This window comes from Dyadobacter sp. CY261 (genome assembly GCF_021440085.1).
Lineage (GTDB): Bacteria > Bacteroidota > Bacteroidia > Cytophagales > Spirosomataceae > Dyadobacter.
This window is the reverse complement of sequence record NZ_JAKCPW010000002.1, coordinates 599,256-622,464: the sequence shown is the minus strand read 5'-3', so window position 1 is coordinate 622,464 and position 23,209 is coordinate 599,256. Positions and strand designations below refer to the sequence as shown.

Below are 23,209 nucleotides of genomic sequence, written 5' to 3'. Positions count from 1 at the left end.
ATACCAATCTGATTTTCTGACTATTGATCAATAAAAACCTTTGCGGCGAACCGAGTGCGACATACCACGCATATTATACGCGAAGCTAAGCATAAAGTACCTTGCAAGCGTGCGTACCTGCTCCTGTGAAACAAAGTTCTGGTAAGCCGACTGCGAAATGCCCCTGTTCCGGTTGAAAAGGTCAAATGCCGACAAACGTATCTCCCCTTTTTTGCTTTTCAGCATCGTTTTGTAGATCGACACATTCAGGATCGGCATTTGCTGGTCGAACCCGAAACGATCGTTTACATACCTGTTGTAATTGAACCGGCTGTTGAAATAGATATCCTTCGGCAATTTGACATTCATTTCTGCGCCGTACGACGAATTTACAATTTTCTGGTTCTGAGCGCTCATGAGCGAATAACGGGTATCGTTAATATTCCAGTTGGCATTGGTATAAATCGTGAATTTGTCACTTGGCGTGAAATCTAGTCGCAAGCCTCCATTGTAGCCATTCCCTTTTGTATCATTGAGTTCGCCGTTAATATAGGTGAGGTTTTTGTTGTTGGAATAATTCGCGTTGATACTCAGGTTGCTTTTCGTTTTGACGAGCGGGAATCCATATTGACCATAGACATTAAAGCTGCGGCCGCCGCTGATGTTCGTTGGCATGGTGGTAGTCACCAGGTTTTCGTCGACTGTCTGGCTGTAAATGATCTGATCGCGGTACAAGTTATAATAAGCACCGATAAACATCTGCGTGAACTTAGTGGCATTGAAGTGATTGTAACCAATGTTCAGAGAGTGGTTCCGCGTGGGCGACAGATTGGGGTTACCCATCGTAATGTATAGCGGATTGCTGTTGTCCACAATCGGCTGCAGGTCACGAATGTTAGGTTCCTCTACCGAAAAGTTGTAGCCACCATAGAGGTAGCGGTTGTTTTTCAAGTCGTAGTTCAGCGACACGCTCGGAACCCAGTTCGAAAAACGGCGATCTATACGCGTTCGGATTGGGTCATCCTGATTCACTGCAAACTTTCCGTCCAGGTGGATTTGCTGCCAGCCGATACCGCCAAGGAGATTCAGCCCGTTATAGGAATAGCGAAGTGATGTTCCTGCTCGGTGGAATGTCGTGTTGTTGGTGTAATAGCGGCTCAAATTGAGATTCCTGACCTGGCCACCCTCTTTATTGTCGAATACGTCGCGATCCACCTCGTCGCTTTTCAGACTGAAATTATAGAACGTTTCCAGTACAAACTTTTTGGACAACGGCTCCGTAAAAAGCACGCTGCTCTTCACCTGGTTGCGTAAACTTTTCGTATGGTTCGTCTGATTGATATTCAAGACGCTGTCAGGCAAAGTTTGCGAGGTGCGGTAAAACTGATTGAAAGACTTCTGCCGCACATCCCCCTCCGAATTATTGACATTATACCCTCCACTTATAGCAAAATTCCGTCCCTTCTTCTTGAACTTGTGCCTGAAAATGGCCGTATTGGCGATCGCGAAAGAATTGAAATCCGAAAAGTTGGTAATGTCGCTCATATTCGAAAGCTGCGTCGAATCCTGCACACCACGATAATATTCCTGATGGCTGCGGTAGTCGGCGGTGCCATTTCCAAAACGGAAATTGGAGAGGACAACCAGCGTATTGAGCGAATCCAGGGTCTTCTCGAACCGAACGCTTCCCCGGTGGTTCTGGTTTGCGTTCAACCGACCGTTGGTATCCAGCTTGGTAAATGCCGAATTGGTAAGGAAGTTGGTTTGCCGAGCGGTCGCGTCGAGATCCTGGGTGTTCTTGTTATAATAGTAGCTGGTGTTGAACTTCGTTTTCTTGGTGTCGAAATTGTAGTTCGCCCCGCCAGCCCAGTTTTTGTTGAAACCGCGGTTCTGAGCGCCACTACCTGCCTGGATCGTGAGGCTTTCGTCGTCGCCACCGCCAAAGGAAATGTAACGCCCGCCGTTGAACCCGAAATCGCCGTCGTCGCCCCAGTTGAACGACTGGCTTCCTTTAAAATCCTGGTAATCATCCCAGGACATGCCGCCCTGGTTGGTATTGTTCCCAAGCCCGATCACCGAAAACTGGTTCTTTTCATTGAAACGGTTATAGTTGATTTTCCCTTCCAATCGCTTTTCGGTACCAACGCCCGCCGCTACTTTCCCAAAGCCGCCTTTCTTATGGCTGTCTTTCAATTGCAAGTTCAGCGTTTTCTCATGCTTGCCGTCATCGACACCCGTCAGCCGCGACTGTTCTGTCTTTTCATTAAATACCTGAACTTTTGAAATTGCCTCGGCGGGTAAGTTCTTGGTCGCGGCCTTGGTGTCATCACCAAAAAACCGCTTACCGTCTACCGTTACACGTTTGACGGTTTCGCCCTGCGCTTTAATACTCCCGTCCTGATCGACCTGTAAACCTGGCAGCCGGCGGATCAGGTCCTCCACGGAAGCGCCCGGCGGCACTTTGAACGCCTTGGGATCGTATTCGATCGTATCGCCCCGGATACTCAGCGGAGCCCTGAACGTTTTAATCACCACCTCGTAGAGGTTCTGATCCATAAAAGTCATTTTGATGTTTCCCATGTCGGTCACATCGCCATCATTCGGAACTACGTTGTTCTGGTAAGGCAAATAGCCTACATAGGTGATTTTCAGTAGGTAATTACCTCTTTTAACCCCTTTAAACTCAAAAGTGCCCGCCTTATTGGTCCGCATGAAATTGACAAGGGTGGAATCTTTCGGGGTAAGAAGCATTACTGTCGCTTCGGGAAGGCCTGTGCCGACCGTGTCGGCCACAACTCCTTTCAACGTAAAACGCCCTCCGGTCTGCGCTTGCGCGGCCAGGATAGGAAGGCATAAACATAACAGAAGTAGGATTTTTTTCAAGGCTAGTTGGTGGTTATGTGAATAGAGGTTGTAACTGTTGAATTACATTTTGCAATAATAGATAAAGCCTGACAAGTTTACAACTAAAAATTTAGTTTGAACATGTTTTTATACACATATAAGAAATATTTAACTTTTATTAAGAACAACAACTGTGAAATTACTCAGTTTGGTATATATAAGTTACTTGAATTCAATAAAATTTTCGTTAAATTATTCTTCCACGGATTTCATTAACCATATTTGCCCTTTAGTTGTTATTGTTTTAGTGTTAAAATGAAAAGTATCGGATTATTATCGGACACACACGGATACCTAGATGAACGCGTCTTCGATCATTTTGCCAACTGTGACGAGATATGGCACGCAGGCGACATTGGTTCAGCGGAGATCATCGGGCAATTACAGGCATTTAAGCCCACCCGTATTGTTTTTGGGAATATAGATACCCCCGAGGTACGCGCGTTGACGCACGAGAACCTGTATTTCGAAGTGGAAGGGTTTCGGGTCTGGATTACCCACATCGGCGGAGCCCCGCCGCGCTACAACCCACAGGTAATGCCCGAACTGCGATCGAAAACACCCGACATTTTTGTCTGCGGCCACTCCCACATCCTCCGGGTGATCCGCGACAAGTCGTTAAATAATATGCTATATATCAACCCCGGGGCAGCGGGCCGTGAAGGTTTCCACAAATTCCGAACACTCCTGCGCTTCAATCTCCACGAAGGGCTGATCAGCCAGATGGAAGCCATCGAGCTAGGCAAGCGTGGGGCTATGCTTTAGGAGTTCAGAAGTTTATGAGTTTAGAAGTTTATGAGTCAACAAATTTAAGAATTTACAATCAGTGAGGGCAACTCATTGACTCATTGACTCATTGACTCATTGACTCATTGACTCAAAACGTCACCTTAACCCTCTTCGTTTCCGACCCACGCTGCAATTCGGCTTCCACAGTCTGGCCTTTTTCGTGCTTCCCGAGGATTTCCATATAATCGTATATCGTCCCGATAGGCTCTCCAGCGAGCTTGGTAATGACATCGCCAGCCAGAATTCCGGCCTTTTCAGCCGGACGCGCTTTTGAAACGCCGTCTATTTTTAAGCCTTTTCCCGTGTAGCTGTAATCGGGCATAACACCCAGGGTTACTTTGAAATTGCTGGTCGTGTTCACCGAATGAGGATTACCGGCGGTCAGGAACTCCGGTTCGGCCGTTTCTTTGTCCAGATTTTCCAATAACTCAGCAATCAATGTCAGTATCCGGGCTTCTCCTTCATAGTTGATCTTGTCGGGATCGTCGGATATTTTGTGATAATCGCCATGGCCACCTGTGAAGAATTGTACGACCGGGACATTTTTTAAATAAAACGAAGTGTGATCCGATGCTCCCACCCCTGATGAATCAACGGTGTATTTCAGGTTCTGCTTTTTGGCCAGATCCGGGATCAATTTCCCCCAAACCTTGCTAGTACCCCATCCCGAAACAATAATGCCTTTTTGCTCGTCGAGCCGCCCGATCATGTCCATATTGATCATCGCGGCGAAGCTGTTCAGTGGCAAAGTAGGTTTTTCCACATAATGCTTGGATCCGATAAGCCCCAGCTCTTCGCCGGAGAAAGTGATGAACAAAAAGTTGTGCTTTTCTTTCACATTATTCCCGGCGAGATAGCGCGCCAGTTCCAGGACACCGGTGGTTCCGGAAGCATTGTCATCGGCACCATTGTGGATTTTATTCTTGCTGTCGGGTGAAAGTGAACTTCCCTGGAAACCCTTGCCCAAATGGTCGTAATGGGCACCGATTACTATGGTTTTCGGAGCCCCGTTATCCAGAAAACCCACGACGTTCCGCCCGATCAGATCATGTCCTTCTCCATCAATAGCAAATGAGACCTCGAAAGGCTGAAAATACCCCTTCGTACCGGCTGGCTTCAACCCTATTTCCTTGAATTTAGAAGCAATATAATTGGCGGCCCTCAATTCTCCCAGGCTCGCAGTGCCACGGCCTTCGAGATCGTCGGAAGCCAAAAATTCTATATGTTTACGAATTGACGCCGTTTGAAAACGCTGCGCGAACGTCTGCGAAACAACCACCAGCGCGAGCATTGCCGAAAAGATGTATTTCATTGGATTTGGAATTGAAAATGCCTGGCGTGAAAAAGTAGACCATAGACTGCGGACCATGGACGATGTTTTTGGTTCGAAAAAAAGAAATTGAGCTGCATTGCAAAGGCGATCCATGGTTCATCGTCGATCGTCAGCGGTCAGCCGTCACTAAAGAACCTCCTGAATATCCGTCAAAAATTTTCTGACGCGCATCAGGCGCTGGATCAGCAGCTGCGCTTCTTCCTTGCGGCGCAGTTGTTCGCGAGTCCCTTTAATGGTACGCCCCTGTTTATCACGCTGATGCATGATTTTGCGGATGATCTCGATGTCGCGTTCGGTGTAGCGCCTGCGGTTGCGCGAGTCGCGCTTGGGCGTGAGTTGCGGAAATTTTTTCTCCCAAAAGCGGAGAGCAGACGGCTCACAACCGACCATTTCGGCAACCTCGTTGGTGTCGTAGTATAGTTTTGTGTTGGGTTCCATATCTTCGAAGCGGTTATTACAAAGATAATCGCCCCTGCCGTTAAACCCTGTTTTCCGACAAATTTTTGATTTTCTCGAGTGCCGCTTTTGCAAATTCCTCGGACGATGCGTAGTAATCCCGACCGTCGGGCAGCACCGAAAAATCACCTATTTCCACTTGTAAAAGAGTTCCACCCTGCTGCTCTGCCAGACGATAGCGATAGGCAATATCATAATGCGAGGGCGATTGCTCCCATTTGGAAACATAAAACGAAAAAATCAGTAGTTCGTTGGGCTCGTAACCACTAACCGTTAGCCGGGTCATGCCCGACCAGTCGATGACCTTTCCATATTCCAGGTAATAATCCTCGAAATCCTGCGGGAGGTCATCCCATTGCCTGATATATTTGGGCGCGATCAGTACCTCCCACACCTTCGTCACAGGTGCCTCAATGAATATTTCTTTGCTAACGGTTAACTCCTGTGCCATAAATTTTCGATTGACTTTGTAATATTAATACCTAAAAACTGTGCCGAAATTTGTACTAATTCCTCATTTCAGTTTGTGACCGCCAAACTCTTTTGTTAATTTACGTTTACAATTGCATGCAACTACATGTAATGTTATGACAAAACTCTTACTCAACGTTATGAAAATGAACATCCTACACGCAATCTTCTTACCTGAGCACCCGATATTTTATTCTCTCTGACACGGTTCGACAACTATTTGTGTCAATGTATTAAGTAACGGATAGTCAACTTATCAACTTGATCGGTATGGTACAGGAACATGGCTTGGGTAGTGCCATTCATGAATCCAAACTAAACAGCATACAAGTCCTGAGAGGTATCGCGGCGTTGTACGTGACGATCTACCATTTAAAGGACGTAATCAGGGAGGATGATCCCTTCCGTGCGGAAATCGACTTCCTTTTCGCGTCGGGTCCCGCCGGAGTGAGCCTGTTTTTTGTGATCAGCGGCTTCATTATGGTGTATATAACCCGAAACACCAAGCCATCGTTGCGGAACACCGCGCGGTTTATCGGTAAACGACTTATCCGGATTTGGCCCGCTTACACCGTCATTACATTACTCTACTGCTTCTTGCAGAGCAGGCTAACACTGAATGCAACATGGTTCTCTGATCTTTTTCAGAGCCTGCTCTTTATACCTCTGGCCAACGAGCCGTCCCCATTTTTCGGTTATGCAACGCTCAATGTGGGATGGAGCCTTAACTACGAGGTCTATTTCTACCTCATGATAGCCTTTTCAATGCTGTTCGCCCGCCTCCGCTGGTATGTATTCTTTTTAACCATCGCTGTCACCCTGATCGGTATCCCTTATTACCATGGTGTTTTTACGCTAAAGGCCGACAAGGTGGCCAACCTGGGCACCCCGTACCTCAACATGCTTACCAACCCGATCATCTGGAACTTTGTATTTGGTGTGATTGCCGGTTTGATATACGATTATCGTCCATTGAAAGAGCGCCTGAGCAACTTTCTGTCAATACCAATGATCGCCCCTACCATCCTATGTCTTGCAGTGTGGCAATTTATCTCAGGTTTCCTGGGTGGTTTCGGGCCGTTGGAATGGGGAATGGGCTCGGCAGCGATTTTTACGGTGTTTATATTCTACTATCAGAAACGAATTCAGAAATTCCCTCCCTGGCTGGTAAAGCTTGGTGACATTTCGTTTTCGATATATCTCCTGCACGTACCTGTCGTGGTAGGGCTCGCGTTTGCATTTCGCAAGCTGGGCCTGCCTGTTTTTGGTGAAGGTGTCGCAATGTTCCTGCTATCTCTCGTATTGACATTCGTTGCGTCGAACCTGTCGTATGAATACCTCGAGATAAAATTGTCGTCCTATCTCAGACAATGGTTCCATGCCGGAAAGAGCATGAAACTGGGAGAGGGTATCGGCCAGGAAGCTACCGGAGCTCAATATCCTCAACGGTATCATAAGCATCGTTAGTGACCTGCCGCAGATTTTGCGACCAAAGCCGTTTCATAAACTGGGAATACCGGCCGACCACATATTCTTCCGGATAGCTCAGGTGATGACCCTCCTGATTCTCATAGTTTAGTTCAAAAGGTGTCTCGAATTTCTTCAACTGGTCGGAAGCCAATTTTGCCCCTTCCATGGGCAGGTACGTGGGGCACGACAGGAATGTTCCCTTTTGGTAAGCCAGAACATTGTCTCCCGTCCGCTGGAAAAACACCGTCGGCATGGCATTGGAGGCATTGATATATTCATTTTTAAAAATGCCGTAACCCATTTGCGTGAGCAGTGCACGAATGCGGAACGGACTGTCGTCGGCCTTTGGATCGAGCCGCCCAAGCGCTTGTGTAATCCCCGGCTGTAGCGCTTCAAAGTCGGCTTCGTTCATGTATGCCAGCGCTGTCACGGTAATGGCCCCGGCACTGCTCCCCGCCAGCATAATCTGTCGGCTGTCGATACCAAACTCCTCCGCATGATCGACAAAATAATGGATGGCAGCATAGATATCCTGTACAGCCCGGTAAACGGCCCGCACGACCTCCTGACTATTGCCGCCACACGCATTCTGCTCGCTCGCGCCATCAAATCCCAGCCGGTAGCCGATCGAGGCGGCTGCATAACCCCGTCGCGCCAGCCAGCGAGCTTTCCCCATTTCATTGCCCAGATCACCAAAAAGGAACGCCCCTTCATGCACCATCAGCACAAACGGACGATGCTTCATCGTGTCTGCCGCAGGCGCGATAAACTCATAACGCAAATCCACACCCTGACCACGGTAATTGGCGGCATTGGCGAAAATTCCTTTGGTCAAATTCAAATCAGCATCGTCAAAAAGCTGGTCGGTACCAAATCGGGCTGTCTTGGCTAGCAGGGAATCGGGATTTTTGGCGGGGATCGTGTCGATGATCACCGTATCCGGTTTGTTGGGTACCGTGGTATCGCCCCCGACATCAATCGGATCCGGTTCAGTGGCGGGAAAACGGCAACTGACAGACCACCCGATCAGTACAATAAAACTAAATATCCGGTAAAATTGCTTTAACATGTGTGAGGATTAATAGTGCTATTAATTTTCATACCGACACAGTAAAGCCGGACGTTGATGGCCCGGCTTTACTGTGTCTTTGCGGGGGCTGACTGCGCGAAATTAACCTCTTTTCGCAATACATCTTAGCAAGCGCTTTGCCCGTTGGCTCAATTATCCACCTTTTTTTTGATCTTACTCGAATCGGTACCGGTGCCTTGCTCTGGTTGATGGTAAAAATATCCCTCGGTTTTATTCTTTTGGGCAACGTCTGCACTGTCTGACTTGCGATCCTTCTGATCGCCGGTTTGCGTGCGTTGGCCGCAGGAGATGACAAACACGAACATGACGATGCCTGTTATGATGCCGATAGCTATGCTCTTTTTCATGATGATATCCGTTTGGTCTGTCGATTTCGAAAAAACGATTTATCACAAAAAGAATACCAGCACGGGATCATCCAATGTAAACCGGTAGCTCTGGTACGGTTTTTAAGAAAAATGGTCAGTCACCCACTATTATAAAGTCATGGATATCATCATATTTCTGAAAGCAATCGGCAACCTTTTATTCGCGGCGATACTCTTGCTGGCGGTTGCGTTTTCTACGGCATTTTCGTTATTGACCTACATGTTTCGTGGCTTACGGCCATCGTTTACAGGGATCAAAAGCCTGGTTAGAAGAAACCATCGCCACGTCAGCAGATAGCTACGAGAGCAGGTTTTGACGGAGAAGGAATTCCAATTGCCCGTTCACATCGATCAACTTTTCGATCAGCTCTTTGTTCTCTTCCCGGAGGTGGAAGATTTCGTAGGCATTCTTGATAATAATGCGCAGCTGCTGCTCATCCCAGGGTTTGTTGAGATAGTAATAGATGTGCCCTTTATTTACCGCATCGATCACCGCGGTAATATCTGTGTAACCCGTCAATAGAATGCGGACCGGATCGGAGTAATCCTTCAACACTTCTATCAAAAAATCCACACCGGTCATTTCGGGCATTCGCTGGTCGGTGATAATGACATGCACGACATTATGCTTCAGCAGTTCGAGGCCTTCGCGCCCCGACGTCGCAATTAAGATATTGAAGTCTCTTCTGAAAGCCGCCTTGAATGAGTTAAGGTTGTTGATTTCATCATCGACATACAATACGCTTATTTTTCCTTTTTCCATCCTGGATTCTGGTGCTGGCGGAGCAGCAAAATGCTCCGCTCCGAACTAATTGATAATATTATAATATTAATTCTATATTCGCATCAATAGCAAAGGCACTTTCGGCCAAATTTCACACGATACATCGGCACGGGCTTCTGCTTAGAAAGAGAATTTCGGCACGAACGTCCAAATATTTTATCCCCCATTCAACAGAGGTTAGTTTTACAAAAATAAATTCAGCAATTTGTGTACTTATTGAAGCAAGTAAAAATGCCTGAATATACAAGATTCAGGGGATGAGATAGCCTGTCGGGCAAATTTAATATGAATTTCGGCACAATTTTGTGATTTGTTAAATCAGGCCATAGCCCGTTGATGGACAGGCTTCACAATTATTCTAAAATGCATCATAACACAGAGGTCAACTATATCTACAAACCGGTTTTCATCTCCAAAGAGCGCTACGCAGATAAAGAAAAGTTCCTTTCCTTCATTGAAGATTATCGCGGCAAAACCATCCTGGACCTATTTGCTTCCCAAAAACAAGAACTTGTCAGAATCAGACATCCCAGAAAGCGCCTCACTACACCGGAAATAGAACAAAAATATTTAGAATGGGCGCAGGGAAAGGATGTAGAAACCGAAGGCGTGTGGGTATTCTATCCATGGTCGGGGCGGCTTCTGCACCTGGTTGACGAAGAGGAATTCATCGAACTTCGGACCAGCCGGAACCAATATAAGATCACGCCGGACGAACAACGAAACCTCTCCCGCCGGACCATCGGGATCATTGGCTTGTCGGTCGGGCACTCGGTTGCTTTGAGCATTGCTACTGAACGAACCTGCGGTAAACTGAAACTGGCTGATTTCGACACGATTGAGCTTAATAATCTGAATCGTATACGTACAGGCCTGCACAACATTGGTATCAACAAATGCGTCGTCACAGCCCGCGAAATTGCAGAAATTGACCCTTTCCTAGACATTGAATGCTTCGCGGAAGGTATTACCAAAGATAACCTGGATGATTTTCTTTTGAATGGCGGCAAACTGGACATACTTGTTGATGAATGTGATGACATTGCCCTCAAAATACGCAGCCGGATCCGGGCGGCGCAGTTAGGCATTCCCGTGGTAATGGAAACGAGTGATCGGGGAATGCTGGACGTCGAAAGGTTTGATCATGAGCCGGAACGCCCCATCTTCCATGGTTTCCTTCAAGGCCTGCCGCTGGAAAAATTCGATCAGATTTCCGAAGAAGACCGGCTGCCGCTGGTGCTCCGGATCGTGAATGCGATCAACGGGTCGAAAAGAGGTAAAGTTTCACTCGTGGAAATAGGCCAGAGCATTAGCACCTGGCCACAGCTTGCCAGCGCCGTAACGCTCGGGGGCGGTGTGGTGACAGACGTCTGCCGCCGCATACTGCTCGACCAGTTCCACGAGTCGGGCAGGTATTACATAGATCTGGAAGAGCTGGTGGGAGACAAATCTGTCAAAACAACGACCCCTTCCCGACACAATCCTTATGAGCCATTCAATCTTGCCGAGGCCGTTCGTATAGCCGAGTCGTTACCTGAGCGAAAAAGCCAGGGCATACCAGAGACTGTTCTGTCAGAGAAGATTCTTTCTGAGATTGTCAGAGCTGCTTGCCAGGCCCCGTCAACCGGCAACGATCAGCCCTGGAAATGGCTCTTTCATCAGGGAAGACTGTTCCTTTTTCACGATCGGTTCCGGTCGTTCTCCTTTGGCGATTTCGATCAGATCGCCTCGAATATCTCATTTGGGGCTTCCTATGAGAATATATTGTTGAAAAGCAATGAGGCAGGCCTGGCCGTGAAGATGGACTTGTTCCCATTGGGTGAAGAGGCTACTCTTATTGCTGTGATAGACTTTTACAAACAAGCTTCCGAACACGGCGAGACGGTGTACGCGCCTGAGGCGGTCAAATTCATTTACGACCGTTGCACCAACCGCAACCCATCGACAGCCATACCAATTTCCGACGCTGACTTTCAACAATTGAAAGAAGCCGCCGAAAGCGTTTCCGGTGCAGCATTCCATTATTTTTCCGAAAAGCAGGAAATCATTGCCATCGGCGAAATCATCGGTGAATGCGACCGGGTACGTTTACTTAATCAGGACGGGCACTACGACTTTGTACACAGGGAGATGAAATGGTCTCCTGCAGATGCCGAGCTATCCATGGATGGCATCGACGTCAGGACCCTGGGACTCAACAACGCACAGATAGCAGCGCTTTCGATTATCCGTGACCGTGAAATTTCGCAAACTTTAAAAGGAATACAAGGCGGCGGCGCATTGGTGGATGCAGCACTTAAATCCGTCAGTACAGCCTCTGCGCTAGGGATGATCACCATGCCGCAGTACAGTTATAAGGACTTTTTCATGGGCGGAATGGCCATGCAACGGCTCTGGCTTTGTGCCGAACAATTGCAATTTGCGATTCATCCATTAATTTCCCCGTTTTATTTGTTCCCCCGGATTACGAAAGGGGACAATGCAGGCCTCGACAAGGCCGAAGCTTTGAAGTTGCTCACTTTGAGAAAAAGATTCATGGAACTGGTTCCGTATGAAGAGGATGTAGCAGAGGTGTTTTTATTCAAAATAGCAAAAGCGGAGACGCCCGGGATTAAAAGTTACCGATTGCCGTTAAACGAAACACTTTTTATAGTAAATCCATAACAGTACATGGTAGCACACATTAAAGCATACCGTGCGCCGGATGACGTGGAAACCAGCCTGAGATATGTCGAAGGGCACCGCAAGGTTCTGGAAGCATATGGAGTAAAGCAGGTTACATCCTCCAACCACACATGGCTGGATGACCCGAACACTTACGTGATCATCGTGGAGTCGGAGGACGGGAAGTCCATTTATGGCGGCACACGGGTGCAAGTCCGCTCCCCGAACCTGAAAATGCCCATGGAAGATGCGATCGCGAAAATTGACAAAAGCATTTACGGTTATGTTGATAAAATCGGGGATTACAATGTGGCGGAATTTTGCGGGCTATTCAATTCCAAAGAAGTAGCCGGTTACGGAATTGGCAGCGTATACCTGGGGAGAACGGCGATGGCCATCTCATCCATGGTTGGCATAAAAAACCTGATGGGGCTATGCTCGCCGATCACCCTGGTTATCAGCCAGCGGATCGGCTTTGAAGTATTAACCGATCTGGGTAACAACGGTACTTTTTACTATCCGAAAGAAGGATTGATTGCGACTTCACTCATTGCCAGGGACCTCCATAACCTGCCTTTTGCAACTGACGAAGAGCGTGAGAAAATATTCAGCCTGAGAGCAAATCCTACCCAAACCGTCGTTGAAACCGGCCGTCGAGGGGACTTAACGATAATTTACGATATTAATAAATGGATGTAAAGATTTACCGCGGGATTATTGGAAGCCTTCTGTTGCTCATAAGCACGCTGCCTGTCGTTTATGCAGGAAACGTTGTGTTCAGGGGGGACGACATTACGATCGGCAAGCAAGTCGAGATCATGGAGGATACTACCGCGGCAATGACCATAGAAGAAGTCAAAGCGAAAGGAAAGTTCTTACCCAGCGCCGAAGAAACGCCCAATTTCGGCGTCAGCGCGTCCACATTCTGGGTCCGCCTCAATATTAAGAACAATAGCCCTGAGGACAACCTTTTTCTGGAACTCGCCTATCCCAGGATTGAATCGGCGACATTGTATTCCACGGATCACGGTAAGCCTTCCCACGAAACCATTTCCTGGAACGACGCATTCGACAAGCGGCGGGTCAAGCATCAGAACATTGTTTTCAAACTCAATATTCCCCGGCAAACGGCACAAACCTATTACCTGCGAATCCACGGTAGCGAGCAGATCGTCGTTCCGCTCATTGTCCGCAGTGAAATGGGCTTTATCCAGTTTGAACTAACCAACGAAATCATTTCCGGTATCCACATCGGCGTGCTTTTCGTGATGATGTTGTATAATTTCTTCGTCTACTTTTCGATTCGGGAAAAGAGTTACCTGTATTATGTCCTGTACATTCTGTTTATCGGCCTCACCCAGACTACGATAACAGGCTACACCTTCAAATTTCTGTGGCCCGAAACCCCCGCATTCAACGAGTATTCCATTATTTTGTTCCCTGCGTTGGCGGGAAGCTTTGCGCTGATGTTCTTTCAGAACTTCCTCCATATCCGCGAAAGGTCTACGGTCACATATCGCATTATCACAGTCCTTATCGTCACCTACGGCGTAGCGGTACTTTTCAACCTGATCGGTCTGAACATGGTCAGCTACCGGATCATCGACGTTCTGGCACCGTCTGCTGCACTTTTCGCACTCATTGTGTCATTGATGCTCTCCATGGAAGGTTATCGCCCGGCGAAATTCTTCCTGGTAGCATGGTCGATGTTCCTGATCGGAATCGTGCTTTACTCGTTGCGAAACCTGAACATTCTGCCTTACAATACATTCACTAATTATACCATGCAGGCAGGCACGGCTATAGAAGTCATTTTGCTTTCGTTTGCATTGGCGGATAAGATCAACATCTTCAAAAAAGAAAAGGAAGTTTCGCAGGCACAAGCACTACGGATTTCGATGGAAAACGAGAAAATTATCCTAGAACAAAACGCCTTCCTCGAAAAGAGTGTCAACGAACGCACCGCCGAGTTGCAGTTTGCCAACACCGAGCTGAACCTGACGGTTACGAAACTGAAAGACGCCCAAACCCAATTGATCGATTCCGAAAAAATGGCATCATTGGGTCAGCTGACTGCGGGAATCGCGCACGAGATCAACAACCCGATCAACTTTGTGAGCTCGAACATCCGGCCATTGAGAAGGGATATCGATGACGTGCTGGAAATCCTCGACTCGTACGACGAGATCCGGGGCGTGGATTCAATAGAAGGCCTGCGAAGCAAGGTAAAAGAGATCGAACAGTTGAAAAATGACCTCGACCTCGATTACCTCAAAACCGAGCTAGGTACCTTGCTGAAAGGGATGGAAGACGGTGCGCACCGGACGGTTGAAATCGTCAAAGGATTGAAAATATTCTCACGGGTGGACGAATCCGACCTTAACCTGGTCAATATCAATGAAGGAGTAGAATCGACACTCATTATTCTCAATTACCAGATGGGGAACTCGATCACGCTGGTGAAAGAGCTGGGCAACATTCCAAGTATCGAATGCTACGCTGGTAAGCTCAATCAGGTGTTCATGAACATTCTGACCAACTCGATTTATGCCCTACAAAAAGATAAGCATGAAGGCAAAAGCCCGACTATCTGGGTAAAATCCTGGCTGAAAGACCCCGATAACGTGGCAATCTCGATCCGTGACAATGGCCCCGGGATGACGCCGGAGGTCCGCGCCAAGATTTTTGAGCCTTTCTTTACGACTAAGCAGGTCGGCGACGGCACAGGTCTGGGCCTTTCAATTGTCTTTAAAATTATCGAAGTTCACAGCGGTAATATCCAAGTAAACACGGAGGTGGGAGAAGGAACAGAGTTTCTGATCACGCTCCCTGTCAAAAGAAAAATACGGCCAATCCCTGATTTTCAATGAGCGAAAAAGCGATAACCATTCTGTACATCGACGACGAGGAGCATAATCTGCATTCGTTCAAGGCTTCGTTCCGCAAGCAGTACGATATCACGATTACGTCCTCCGTGGTAGAAGCCGAGCAAATGCTGGAAGAAAAGGATTTCTGCATTATCCTGGCCGACCAACGGATGCCGGTGATGACAGGCGTTCAGTTCTTTGAAAAAATCAGGGTCAACTTTCCCAAACCAATCCGTATCCTCATTACCGGCCATACCGACATTGGCGCGGCAATCGACGCCATTAACAAAGGGGAAGTTTTCAGGTTTATCGACAAACCCTGGGACTATCAATATGTCGAAAATGCCATTTCGAATGCTTACGATATCTATAAGACGCGCGAAGATCTGAAACAACGGAATATCGAACTACAAAAGGCCAATGAAGAACTCGACAAATTCGTATACAGCGCCTCACATGACTTGCGCGCGCCATTGATGTCGGTCCTCGGGATTGTGAACCTGGCATTGCTGGAAGAAGACGTCAAGTCGCAAAACGAATACCTGGAACTGATACGGCAGTCGGTAAAAAAGCTGGACACGTTCATTATCAACATCATAGATTATTATAAGAACGCCCGCGGCGTACCGGTCGTGACCGATATCAGCTTCGAAGAACTGGTGACGGAGGTACAAGCTACTATTCAATACTTACCCGAATATGGCAACCTTGTGATGACCACCGACATCCAGCAGAACGAAGTATTCCGTTCTGACGTGATGAAATTGCGGATCATTTTCAATAACCTGATCAACAACGCGATCAAATTTCAGGACAAGTTCAAGCCAAAACCATTCGTACACCTTACGGTGAAATCAACTGCTTCCGAGGCTAAAATCATCGTAGAGGACAATGGAACGGGCATCAAGGAGTCGGATCAGGACAAAATTTTCAAAATGTTTTACAGGGCAGGCGCCACCAACAGCGGCTCAGGAATAGGGCTTTACATCGTCCACGAGGCAATCTCGAAATTAGGGGGGGAAATCAACGTAACTTCAAAAATCGGCGAAGGTAGTATTTTTGAAATCAATATTCCTTCTATTAACAAATAAACCCGTCATGGAGCCATTGCTTAACTTCTTTTTGATAGATGACAGCGCGTTTGATTTGTTCATCTACGAAAAGCTATTGATCAAAAGCGGGATTACAAATTCGGTTAAAACTTTTAATTCAGCGCGCGACGCTCTGAAACATCTCACCGGCCAGGCCGACAGCCTGCCCGACATCATCATTCTACTCGACCTTCAAATGCCTGATATGAATGGCTTCGAATTCATTGACGAATTCGACCAGCTATCGGAAGACCTTCGGCAGAAGGTCAGAATTTTCATGCTTTCCTCGACGATCGACACCCGTGACATCGAGAAGGCCAAGGCGAGTCCGCACATCATCGACCTGCTGCCCAAGCCGCTCGAAATCCCTTTCCTGAAAAAGAAACTGGCCATCTAAAAGCATTGTAGTATAATTTTTGTACTACATCGTAGTAACTGGACGCTATGGTGAGGATCTTGTTTCGCGTTTGCACCTTCCTGTGACAAGAAACAGTATTTTGTGTACTATTTTAAGAAATCGAGCAGGCGACCTCCCATCTAACTATTGATTGTCAAGTAAATAAGTTTAGGGCGATCGTTAGCACACCTCCACAAAGTGTCCTATAATGTAACAATCCAGACGGACGTCGCGTTAATAATGCGACGGGGGAACTGTATTACCCACCCATTATCTATAATGTTTTAAATCAAAAATATAATTTTTTAAATATTAAAAGAATTTATGAACTGTTGGGTACGTCTTTAATGCAAAATGCCCGACAACCAGTGTAAACCTTAACAACAATATTTAATGAAAACTGATAGCAAAACCCTGGCCGAAATCCTGAAATTGCACGCACAGTATGTTAAAGAGGTAGAATTCAGCGGCATTAAGCCGTTGTCCATGGAAATTTACAAAACCAATTCCCACAATTTTGTACGCTGGATCAAGGACGAATTTCACCCAGGCAAGAAGTTGCGCAAAGAAGTACTTTCGTAGTCAACAAAAAAAGCACTCATTATACTCGACGTTTTAACGTATGCTGCCGGTGAATGGGAACACTGGCAGCTTTTTTTATACGCCGTTCTTTGGTAAGTTTGAATATAAATGGCCGGTTGGCCAAGCTAAGAAAGAACATTATGATTTTCACGATTTTCAACCTGCTGAAAGGCCGTTTTTCCAAAGACGCTATTGAAGAAGCCAAGTCGAACGAAAAGGCAATGACCCGCCAGGAAGCATTACAGCAAATGCGCAATATCGCCAGCCGCCGCTCTTCGAAAAAGAACTGACCAGCAGCCCTGCCTAGCAGCCCTGCCCGTAATAGGCATCCTTGCCGTGCTTGCGAAAATAGTGCTTGTCGATCAGGCTTTGCTTGATGGTCGCAGCCGAAGGATTGATCTGCAAGGTAAGGTACGCCATCTTCGCGATCTCTTCCAGCACAATCGAATTATAGATCGCCTTCGCTGGGTCTTTACCCCATGTAAATGGCCCGTGGCAAGCCACCAGTACCATTTCTACTTCTTCGTAACTCAGCTCTTCCTTTAAAAACAGATCAAGGATCTGGTTACCCGTTTCCAGCTCGTAATCCCGCTGGATCATTTCATCGGACATCACCTCTGTTACTGGTATCGAGGCGGTCAAATGGTCAGCGTGGGTCGTCCCCAGATTCGGAATAGGCCGGATAGCCTGCGCCCACGCCACCGCATAAGTAGAATGCGTATGGCATACGCCGCCGATCGAAGGAAAGTGTTTGTAAAGCAATGTGTGCGTCTTGGTATCGGATGAAGGACGCATATTTCCTTCCACTACTACATTATCCAAATCCAAAACCACTATGTCCTCTACCTTCAACCGGTGATAAGGCACGCCGCTCGGCTTGATCGCAACGACGCCTTCCGCCCTGTCGATTCCGCTCACATTACCAAAAGTCACGATTGCCAGCTCCTCCCGGGGGATTTCCATATTGGCCTCGTAGACCGATTCTTTGAGATATTGATATTTTGACATGCCAGATTATCTGTAATATGCTTCACTCCACCGCAGCTCGTTTTTAAGCTGTCGCAACGTAGTATTTGTATCGATTACCACCAATTCCACACCTACCATCTCCGCAAAGGTTTCGATATGTTCGGTTGTGAGATTCTGGCTGAAAACCGTGTGATGTGCGCCACCGGCGTAAATCCAGGCCGCGCAGCCGGTTTGCATATCAGGCTGGGGCTTCCACAGAACGCGCGCGACGGGTAATTTCGGAAGGCCCTGCGTCACCTCCGTCGCTTCCACTTCATTCACAAGCAGCCGGAAACGGTTGCCCATATCCACGAGTGATACATTGAGCGCCGGACCACCAGAGGCATTGAAAACGAGTCGCACAGGGTCCTCCTTACCTCCTATCCCCAATGCATGTACCTCCGCAGAAGGCTTACCTTTCGCGATGCTGGGACAGATTTCGAGCATGTGCGAGCCCAGCACCAGATTATTGGCCGGATTGAAATGATAAGTATAATCCTCCATAAACGAATTACCACCATTCAGGCCGGAGCCCATCACTTTCAATGCGCGCACCATCGCAGAAGTCTTCCAGTCGCCTTCGCCCGCATAACCGTAACCTGCGGCCATCATCCGTTGCGAACCGATTCCGGGCAGTTGTTTCATGCCGTGCAGGTCCTCGAAAGTATTAGTATAACCCTTAAAATTTCCGTCTTTAAGAAAGTATTTCAAACCCAGCTCTATTCTCGCAGCGTCGCGCAGTGCCTGGTGCCGTTGCCCACCCTGTTCAAGGCCCGAAGCCAGTTGATAAGCATCCTTGTATTCTTCGATTAAACCAGAAATATCCGCGTCGGACACCTGATTGATGACTGCCACCAAATCGCCCACGGCGTAAGTATTGACGGAAAATCCAAAAGTCATCTCAGCAGCAACCTTATCGCCATCGGTAACCGCCACTTCGCGCATATTGTCCCCGAATCGGACGAACTTTGCCCCCTTAAGGTCATGACGCCCGGCTGCTACCCTTGTCCATTGGCCTACCCCCTCTGCTACATGCTCTTGCTGCCAGTGACCAACAATCACCTTTCGGTTCAAACGCATCCGGGTCATCATAAAACCGAACTCCCGGTCGCCATGCGCCGACTGGTTCAGGTTCATGAAGTCCATATCGATCTCAGCCCACGGGATATCGCGGTTGTATTGGGTATGCAAATGCAGCAAGGGTTTTTGCAGGATTTGTAACCCGCGGATCCACATTTTGGCGGGGGAAAAAGTATGCATCCAGGCTACAATGCCGATACAGTTGGGAGCCGTGTTAGCTTCCTGAATAATATTATAAATCTCGTCCGGCGTTTTCACAACCGGTTTAAAAATCACCCGCACGGGAATCTGTGGGGCCTGGTCGAGGTGGCGGCTGATGATCTCGGAATGTTCATCAACCTGGCGGAGTGTTTCCTCGCCGTACAAATGCTGACTTCCGGTGATAAACCAGACTTCAAACTGTTTTAAATCAAGCATCAGGTGAGTTGTAAATATGCTTTTTGTAAAAATTCATTTTCAATAAAGGCACCTGCTTCAAGGTATTTCTGATAAAGCCCCTGATACACTGCCGACTGTGCCTCGCGCGGCTGATACACCGCATCAAAACCGGAATTCATCGCTTCCTGCGCTTCCTGCAAAGTCGGGTATACGCCCGCCGCTACGGCCGCAAACATCGCCGCACCTAATGCACAAGCCTGCTCGGACGCGGCCACTTTAATGGGCATATTCAGCACGTCGGCCAACGTCTGCATCACAAATGCGGACTTCTTGGCCACACCGCCGATCGCGATGACCTGATGAATAGGTACTCCTTCATTTCGGAACCGCTCCACTATCGCTTTGGAACCATAGGCTGTCGCCTCCACCAATGCTTTGAAAATACGGGCGCTGTCGCTGGCCAGGTTCAGGCCCAGCAGCCCGCCTTTGAGCGTATGCTTGGCGTCGGGTGTACGACGGCCATTGAGCCAGTCGATGGCGATGATATCGGATGTGGTAACAGGAAGTTTGGCGGCTTGCTCGGCTAAATGCGGAATCAGCTTTTGTGCAAGTTTTGAAGCTTCCTCTTCTCCAAGCAATGTCCGAACCGGTTCTACGATCAGTTTAGAGAACCACGCATAAATGTCCCCGAACGCGGATTGCCCCGCTTCCATCCCCAGCATACCCGGCACAATGGAGCCGTCTACCTGGCCGCAGATACCCTTGATCAGTAAATGCCCAACCTCCTCATTCGGTGCCACCAGCATATCGCAGGTAGAAGTTCCGATCACCTTACATAACGAATATGGCTCGATCAACGCCCCTACCGCGCCCATGTGCGCATCAAATGCACCCACGCCGATCACGACATCCTCGGGAATACCCAGCTTTGCGGCCCATTCTTTCGAAATGGTACCCATGGGTTGGTCGGAAGTTTCGGTATCTGCGAACAGGCGGTCGCGCAGGCCGTCGAGCAAAGGATCCAGTTCTTTGAAAAATGTATTGGATGGCAAACCGTCGAAATCCTGATGCCAGAGTGCCTTATGTCCTGCCGCGCAGCGGGAGCGTTTCAGGAGCAGCGGATCGGTAACGCCGGTCAACTCTGCTGAAATCCAGTCGCAATGCTCCACCCAGGAGAATGCCTTTTCACGCACCGATTCGTCCACGCGTAATGTGCGCAATATTTTAGCCCAAAACCATTCGGAGGAATAAATACCGCCTACATATTTGGTAAAATCGATATCGTATTGGTGTGCCAGCCGGTTAATTTCTTCGGCTTCCGCATTGGCGGTATGGTCCTTCCAGAGGATGAACATTCCGTTTGGATTTTCGGCGAATTCAGGAAGCAGCGCCAGCGGCGTACCGTTCCTGTCCACCGCCACTGGCGTCGAACCCGTCGTATCCACCGAAATGCCGCGCACCAGCATCCTCACATTCGCAGGCACCTGATCCAAAGCACGTTTCACAGCACTTTCCAGACCTTCCAGATAATCGAGCGGATGCTGTCGGAATTGCGAAACACCGGCATCGCAATACTTACCCCGCTTCCACCGCTGATACTCCTGCACAGCCGTCCCCACCTGCTCGCCTGTGTTCGCATTCACCACCAATGCCCTCACAGAATCGGTACCAAAGTCGATACCAATGACGTAGTTCTCTTTCATAAAATATCGGTTTAGGATGTCCTCAGACCAATTTGACGCATTTATTTAACTTATCACCTAACAAATATAAATAAATTTGTTTTTAGTGTTGAAATGACACAATTTAATTTTGACTGATTGAATGATTGAATGACTGAATTTCGAATGAGTGAATGAGCAGAGCTCGGGGAGGAGAGGAACGAAGGAGGAAGGAAAAGTTCGTCTCATTCACTCATTCACTCATTCACTCCTTGACTCATTGACTCTTCATCGAATCCGGCATGAAATTCCAGAATGAATGGAATTTTGCTTTATAACGCTCGGCGTCCAGCTTGTAGAGCGTTGCCTTTTTCGTAGTACTATTATTATTCTTATAACCCGTATCGATTAAAAGGCCAGTGGAAAGCAGTTTGCGGCTGAAATTCCTTCTATCGATAGGAATATTATAAATGGCTTCATAAAGCTTTTGGAGCTGCGGGATGGTGAAGCGTTCGGGTACGAGCTCGAAGCCGATCGGGTGCAGGGCGGCGTTGTATTTGAGGTGTTCGATGGCCCGCAGTACCATTTGCTCGTGGTCGAATATGAGCTTGGGACGCGAATCGAGTGTGATCCAGGATGCGTTATGGCTTTTTACAGCTTCGGAATCGTGGTCATCAATTTTAATCAATGCGAAGAAAACGACGGAAACTGTCCGTTCGCCTGGGTCGCGGCCGGCTTTGCCAAACGTTTCGAGTTGCTCGACATAAATGTCTTTCAGGCCAGTGAGATTGTTCAAAATGCGGACCGCACCGTCATTCAAGTCCTCGTTGGCATCCAGAAAGCCGCCCATGAGTGACCATTTGCCTTTTTCAGGGTCGAAATTCCTTTTGATAAGCAACAGTTTGATGTCCTTGCCATCAAAGCCGAAAATAATGCAGTCGATGGCCACGAGGATCCGCGCGGCCTGAGGATAGTTGTTCATTTATTGTGGCGTCGTGTCATCCTTCCAATTCACTTAACTTCTGGTTATAAAACATTTCTCCGGCACTTCCCGGAAAATGTTAAATTTATGTTAACAAAGTAAAAAAAAGAATGAGATTACTTAATCAGTTTAAAGAGTCAAGTCACAAATTTAAGTACGAATTTTGTACCGCTCCTCAGCGAAAATAATCAGATTATTAAAAGGCTATCTTCATGATGAACAACTTTTACGCAACCTGTTCCGATGAAAATATCCTTGCGCTGATCAGCGAACAGGACGATGAGCTGGCCTTTGCGGAGTTGTACAATCGCTATTTCAAAACGCTGTTCAACTACGCCTACTCGAAGGTCAACGACCGGTTCACCGCGCAGGAGATCGTCCAGGAACTCTTTGTGAATGTATGGCAAAACCGCCGCCAAAACCATGTCGAATGTGGCCGGCCATTTCTTTTTACAATTGCCAAACGGCTCATTATCTCTTTCTTCCGTAAAGAATACACCCGCCAGCACCATTACGGGCAATGGGAGATCCATCGTAGCGACAGTAGCGACGCTGCGGACCAGCCAACCCTCGCCTCCGATCTGCAAAACCGCTACGAGGAGGGCCTGCATTTGCTTTCTTCCAAATGCCACGACGTTTTTGTGCTGAGCCGCAAGGGATTTTCTAACAAACAAATCGGTGAACAGCTCGGCATTTCCGAAAAGACCGTCGAGCAGCACATTACCAAGGCATTGCGTATTCTTAAAGCGCATTTGAAAGAGCATATGATCTGCGCCCTGCTCCTTTTTCCCCTCTTTTAATTTTTTTTCAAAAACGACTAAGGGTTACCCTTCCGACGTGCGACTTCTGGGTTGA

General features: G+C 47.8%; 21 protein-coding genes. 10 read left to right on the top strand and 11 right to left on the bottom strand.

The features are described from left to right. Positions 1 to 27: 27 nt before the first annotated feature. Entirely contained in the window at positions 28 to 2,862 is a 2,835-nt protein-coding gene (locus LZD49_RS09795) for an outer membrane beta-barrel family protein (protein WP_234667160.1), read from the bottom strand. Positions 2,863 to 3,138: 276 nt separating this feature from the next. Between LZD49_RS09795 and LZD49_RS09790 the strand changes: the two genes are divergently transcribed. After that, complete coding sequence (locus LZD49_RS09790; RefSeq protein ID WP_234667159.1) at positions 3,139 to 3,648, top strand: metallophosphoesterase; 510 nt, start codon at positions 3,139 to 3,141, stop codon at positions 3,646 to 3,648. A 112-nt stretch (positions 3,649 to 3,760) separates the two neighbouring features. Here LZD49_RS09790 and LZD49_RS09785 read toward each other — a convergent pair whose 3' ends face one another. The 3 genes from LZD49_RS09785 to LZD49_RS09775 form a co-directional block, all read right to left on the bottom strand. Continuing rightward, positions 3,761 to 4,984 (bottom strand): M20/M25/M40 family metallo-hydrolase, encoded by a 1,224-nt coding sequence (locus LZD49_RS09785; protein ID WP_234667158.1) that lies wholly within the window; start codon positions 4,982 to 4,984, stop codon positions 3,761 to 3,763. Positions 4,985 to 5,131: 147 nt separating this feature from the next. Then, positions 5,132 to 5,443 (bottom strand): MerR family transcriptional regulator, encoded by a 312-nt coding sequence (locus LZD49_RS09780; RefSeq protein ID WP_234667157.1) that lies wholly within the window; start codon positions 5,441 to 5,443, stop codon positions 5,132 to 5,134. 40 nt (positions 5,444 to 5,483) lie between these two features. Then, positions 5,484 to 5,912 carry an SRPBCC domain-containing protein gene (locus LZD49_RS09775; RefSeq protein WP_234667156.1) on the bottom strand — a complete coding sequence of 143 codons (429 nt, stop codon included), beginning with the start codon at positions 5,910 to 5,912 and terminating at the stop codon, positions 5,484 to 5,486. 290 nt (positions 5,913 to 6,202) lie between these two features. On the opposite strand from LZD49_RS09775, the gene LZD49_RS09770 reads away from it, so the two are divergent. Further along, entirely contained in the window at positions 6,203 to 7,399 is a 1,197-nt protein-coding gene (locus LZD49_RS09770) for an acyltransferase (protein WP_234667155.1), read from the top strand. Here LZD49_RS09770 and LZD49_RS09765 read toward each other — a convergent pair. The 3 genes from LZD49_RS09765 to LZD49_RS09755 all read right to left on the bottom strand — a co-directional run bounded on the left by LZD49_RS09765 (position 7,356) and on the right by LZD49_RS09755 (position 9,623). Next, on the bottom strand, positions 7,356 to 8,471 hold the full coding sequence (locus tag LZD49_RS09765) for an alpha/beta hydrolase (RefSeq protein WP_234667154.1): 1,116 nt from the start codon (positions 8,469 to 8,471) through the stop codon (positions 7,356 to 7,358). The two genes, LZD49_RS09770 and LZD49_RS09765, sit on opposite strands and share 44 nt — an antisense overlap. 149 nt (positions 8,472 to 8,620) lie before the next feature. Continuing rightward, positions 8,621 to 8,839 (bottom strand): hypothetical protein, encoded by a 219-nt coding sequence (locus LZD49_RS09760; protein ID WP_234667153.1) that lies wholly within the window; start codon positions 8,837 to 8,839, stop codon positions 8,621 to 8,623. 319 nt (positions 8,840 to 9,158) lie between these two features. Beyond that, positions 9,159 to 9,623, bottom strand: a complete 465-nt coding sequence (locus tag LZD49_RS09755; protein ID WP_019940883.1) for a response regulator — start codon at positions 9,621 to 9,623, stop codon at positions 9,159 to 9,161. A 384-nt stretch (positions 9,624 to 10,007) separates the two neighbouring features. Between LZD49_RS09755 and LZD49_RS09750 the strand changes: the two genes are divergently transcribed. From LZD49_RS09750 to LZD49_RS09720, 7 genes are all read left to right on the top strand, one after another. Then, positions 10,008 to 12,308 (top strand): Rv1355c family protein, encoded by a 2,301-nt coding sequence (locus LZD49_RS09750; RefSeq protein ID WP_234667152.1) that lies wholly within the window; start codon positions 10,008 to 10,010, stop codon positions 12,306 to 12,308. A 6-nt stretch (positions 12,309 to 12,314) separates the two neighbouring features. Then, positions 12,315 to 13,007: a hypothetical protein gene (locus LZD49_RS09745; RefSeq protein ID WP_234667151.1), complete on the top strand. Its 693-nt coding sequence runs from the start codon at positions 12,315 to 12,317 to the stop codon at positions 13,005 to 13,007. Next, a complete protein-coding gene (locus tag LZD49_RS09740; protein WP_234667150.1) occupies positions 12,998 to 15,178 on the top strand; it encodes a 7TM diverse intracellular signaling domain-containing protein in 2,181 nt (726 codons plus the stop codon). Before LZD49_RS09745 ends, LZD49_RS09740 begins: the two co-directional genes overlap by 10 nt. Next, positions 15,175 to 16,266, top strand: coding sequence for an ATP-binding protein (locus LZD49_RS09735; RefSeq protein WP_234667149.1), 1,092 nt, complete (start codon positions 15,175 to 15,177; stop codon positions 16,264 to 16,266). Before LZD49_RS09740 ends, LZD49_RS09735 begins: the two co-directional genes overlap by 4 nt. 7 nt (positions 16,267 to 16,273) lie before the next feature. Next, positions 16,274 to 16,663, top strand: a complete 390-nt coding sequence (locus LZD49_RS09730) for a response regulator (RefSeq protein ID WP_234667148.1) — start codon at positions 16,274 to 16,276, stop codon at positions 16,661 to 16,663. Positions 16,664 to 17,056: 393 nt separating this feature from the next. Next, positions 17,057 to 17,245, top strand: coding sequence for a hypothetical protein (locus tag LZD49_RS09725; protein WP_234667147.1), 189 nt, complete (start codon positions 17,057 to 17,059; stop codon positions 17,243 to 17,245). Between the two features lie 53 nt (positions 17,246 to 17,298). Then, positions 17,299 to 17,535: a hypothetical protein gene (locus LZD49_RS09720; protein ID WP_234667146.1), complete on the top strand. Its 237-nt coding sequence runs from the start codon at positions 17,299 to 17,301 to the stop codon at positions 17,533 to 17,535. Between the two features lie 13 nt (positions 17,536 to 17,548). Here the strand turns inward: LZD49_RS09720 and araD are convergent, their stop codons facing one another. The 4 genes from araD to LZD49_RS09700 form a co-directional block, all read right to left on the bottom strand. Beyond that, positions 17,549 to 18,253: an L-ribulose-5-phosphate 4-epimerase AraD gene (gene araD / locus LZD49_RS09715; protein ID WP_234667145.1), complete on the bottom strand. Its 705-nt coding sequence runs from the start codon at positions 18,251 to 18,253 to the stop codon at positions 17,549 to 17,551. A gap of 6 nt (positions 18,254 to 18,259) precedes the next feature. Then, complete coding sequence (araA, locus tag LZD49_RS09710) at positions 18,260 to 19,750, bottom strand: L-arabinose isomerase (protein ID WP_234667144.1); 1,491 nt, start codon at positions 19,748 to 19,750, stop codon at positions 18,260 to 18,262. Next, entirely contained in the window at positions 19,750 to 21,414 is a 1,665-nt protein-coding gene (locus LZD49_RS09705) for a ribulokinase (RefSeq protein WP_234667143.1), read from the bottom strand. Before LZD49_RS09705 ends, araA begins: the two co-directional genes overlap by 1 nt. A 235-nt stretch (positions 21,415 to 21,649) precedes the next feature. Beyond that, the gene (locus LZD49_RS09700) at positions 21,650 to 22,354 is read right to left on the bottom strand and encodes an NrtR DNA-binding winged helix domain-containing protein (protein ID WP_234667142.1); all 705 of its coding nucleotides are present in this window, start codon (positions 22,352 to 22,354) and stop codon (positions 21,650 to 21,652) included. 212 nt (positions 22,355 to 22,566) lie between these two features. On the opposite strand from LZD49_RS09700, the gene LZD49_RS09695 reads away from it, so the two are divergent. Beyond that, complete coding sequence (locus LZD49_RS09695; RefSeq protein ID WP_234667141.1) at positions 22,567 to 23,154, top strand: RNA polymerase sigma factor; 588 nt, start codon at positions 22,567 to 22,569, stop codon at positions 23,152 to 23,154. Positions 23,155 to 23,209: the final 55 nt, after the last annotated feature.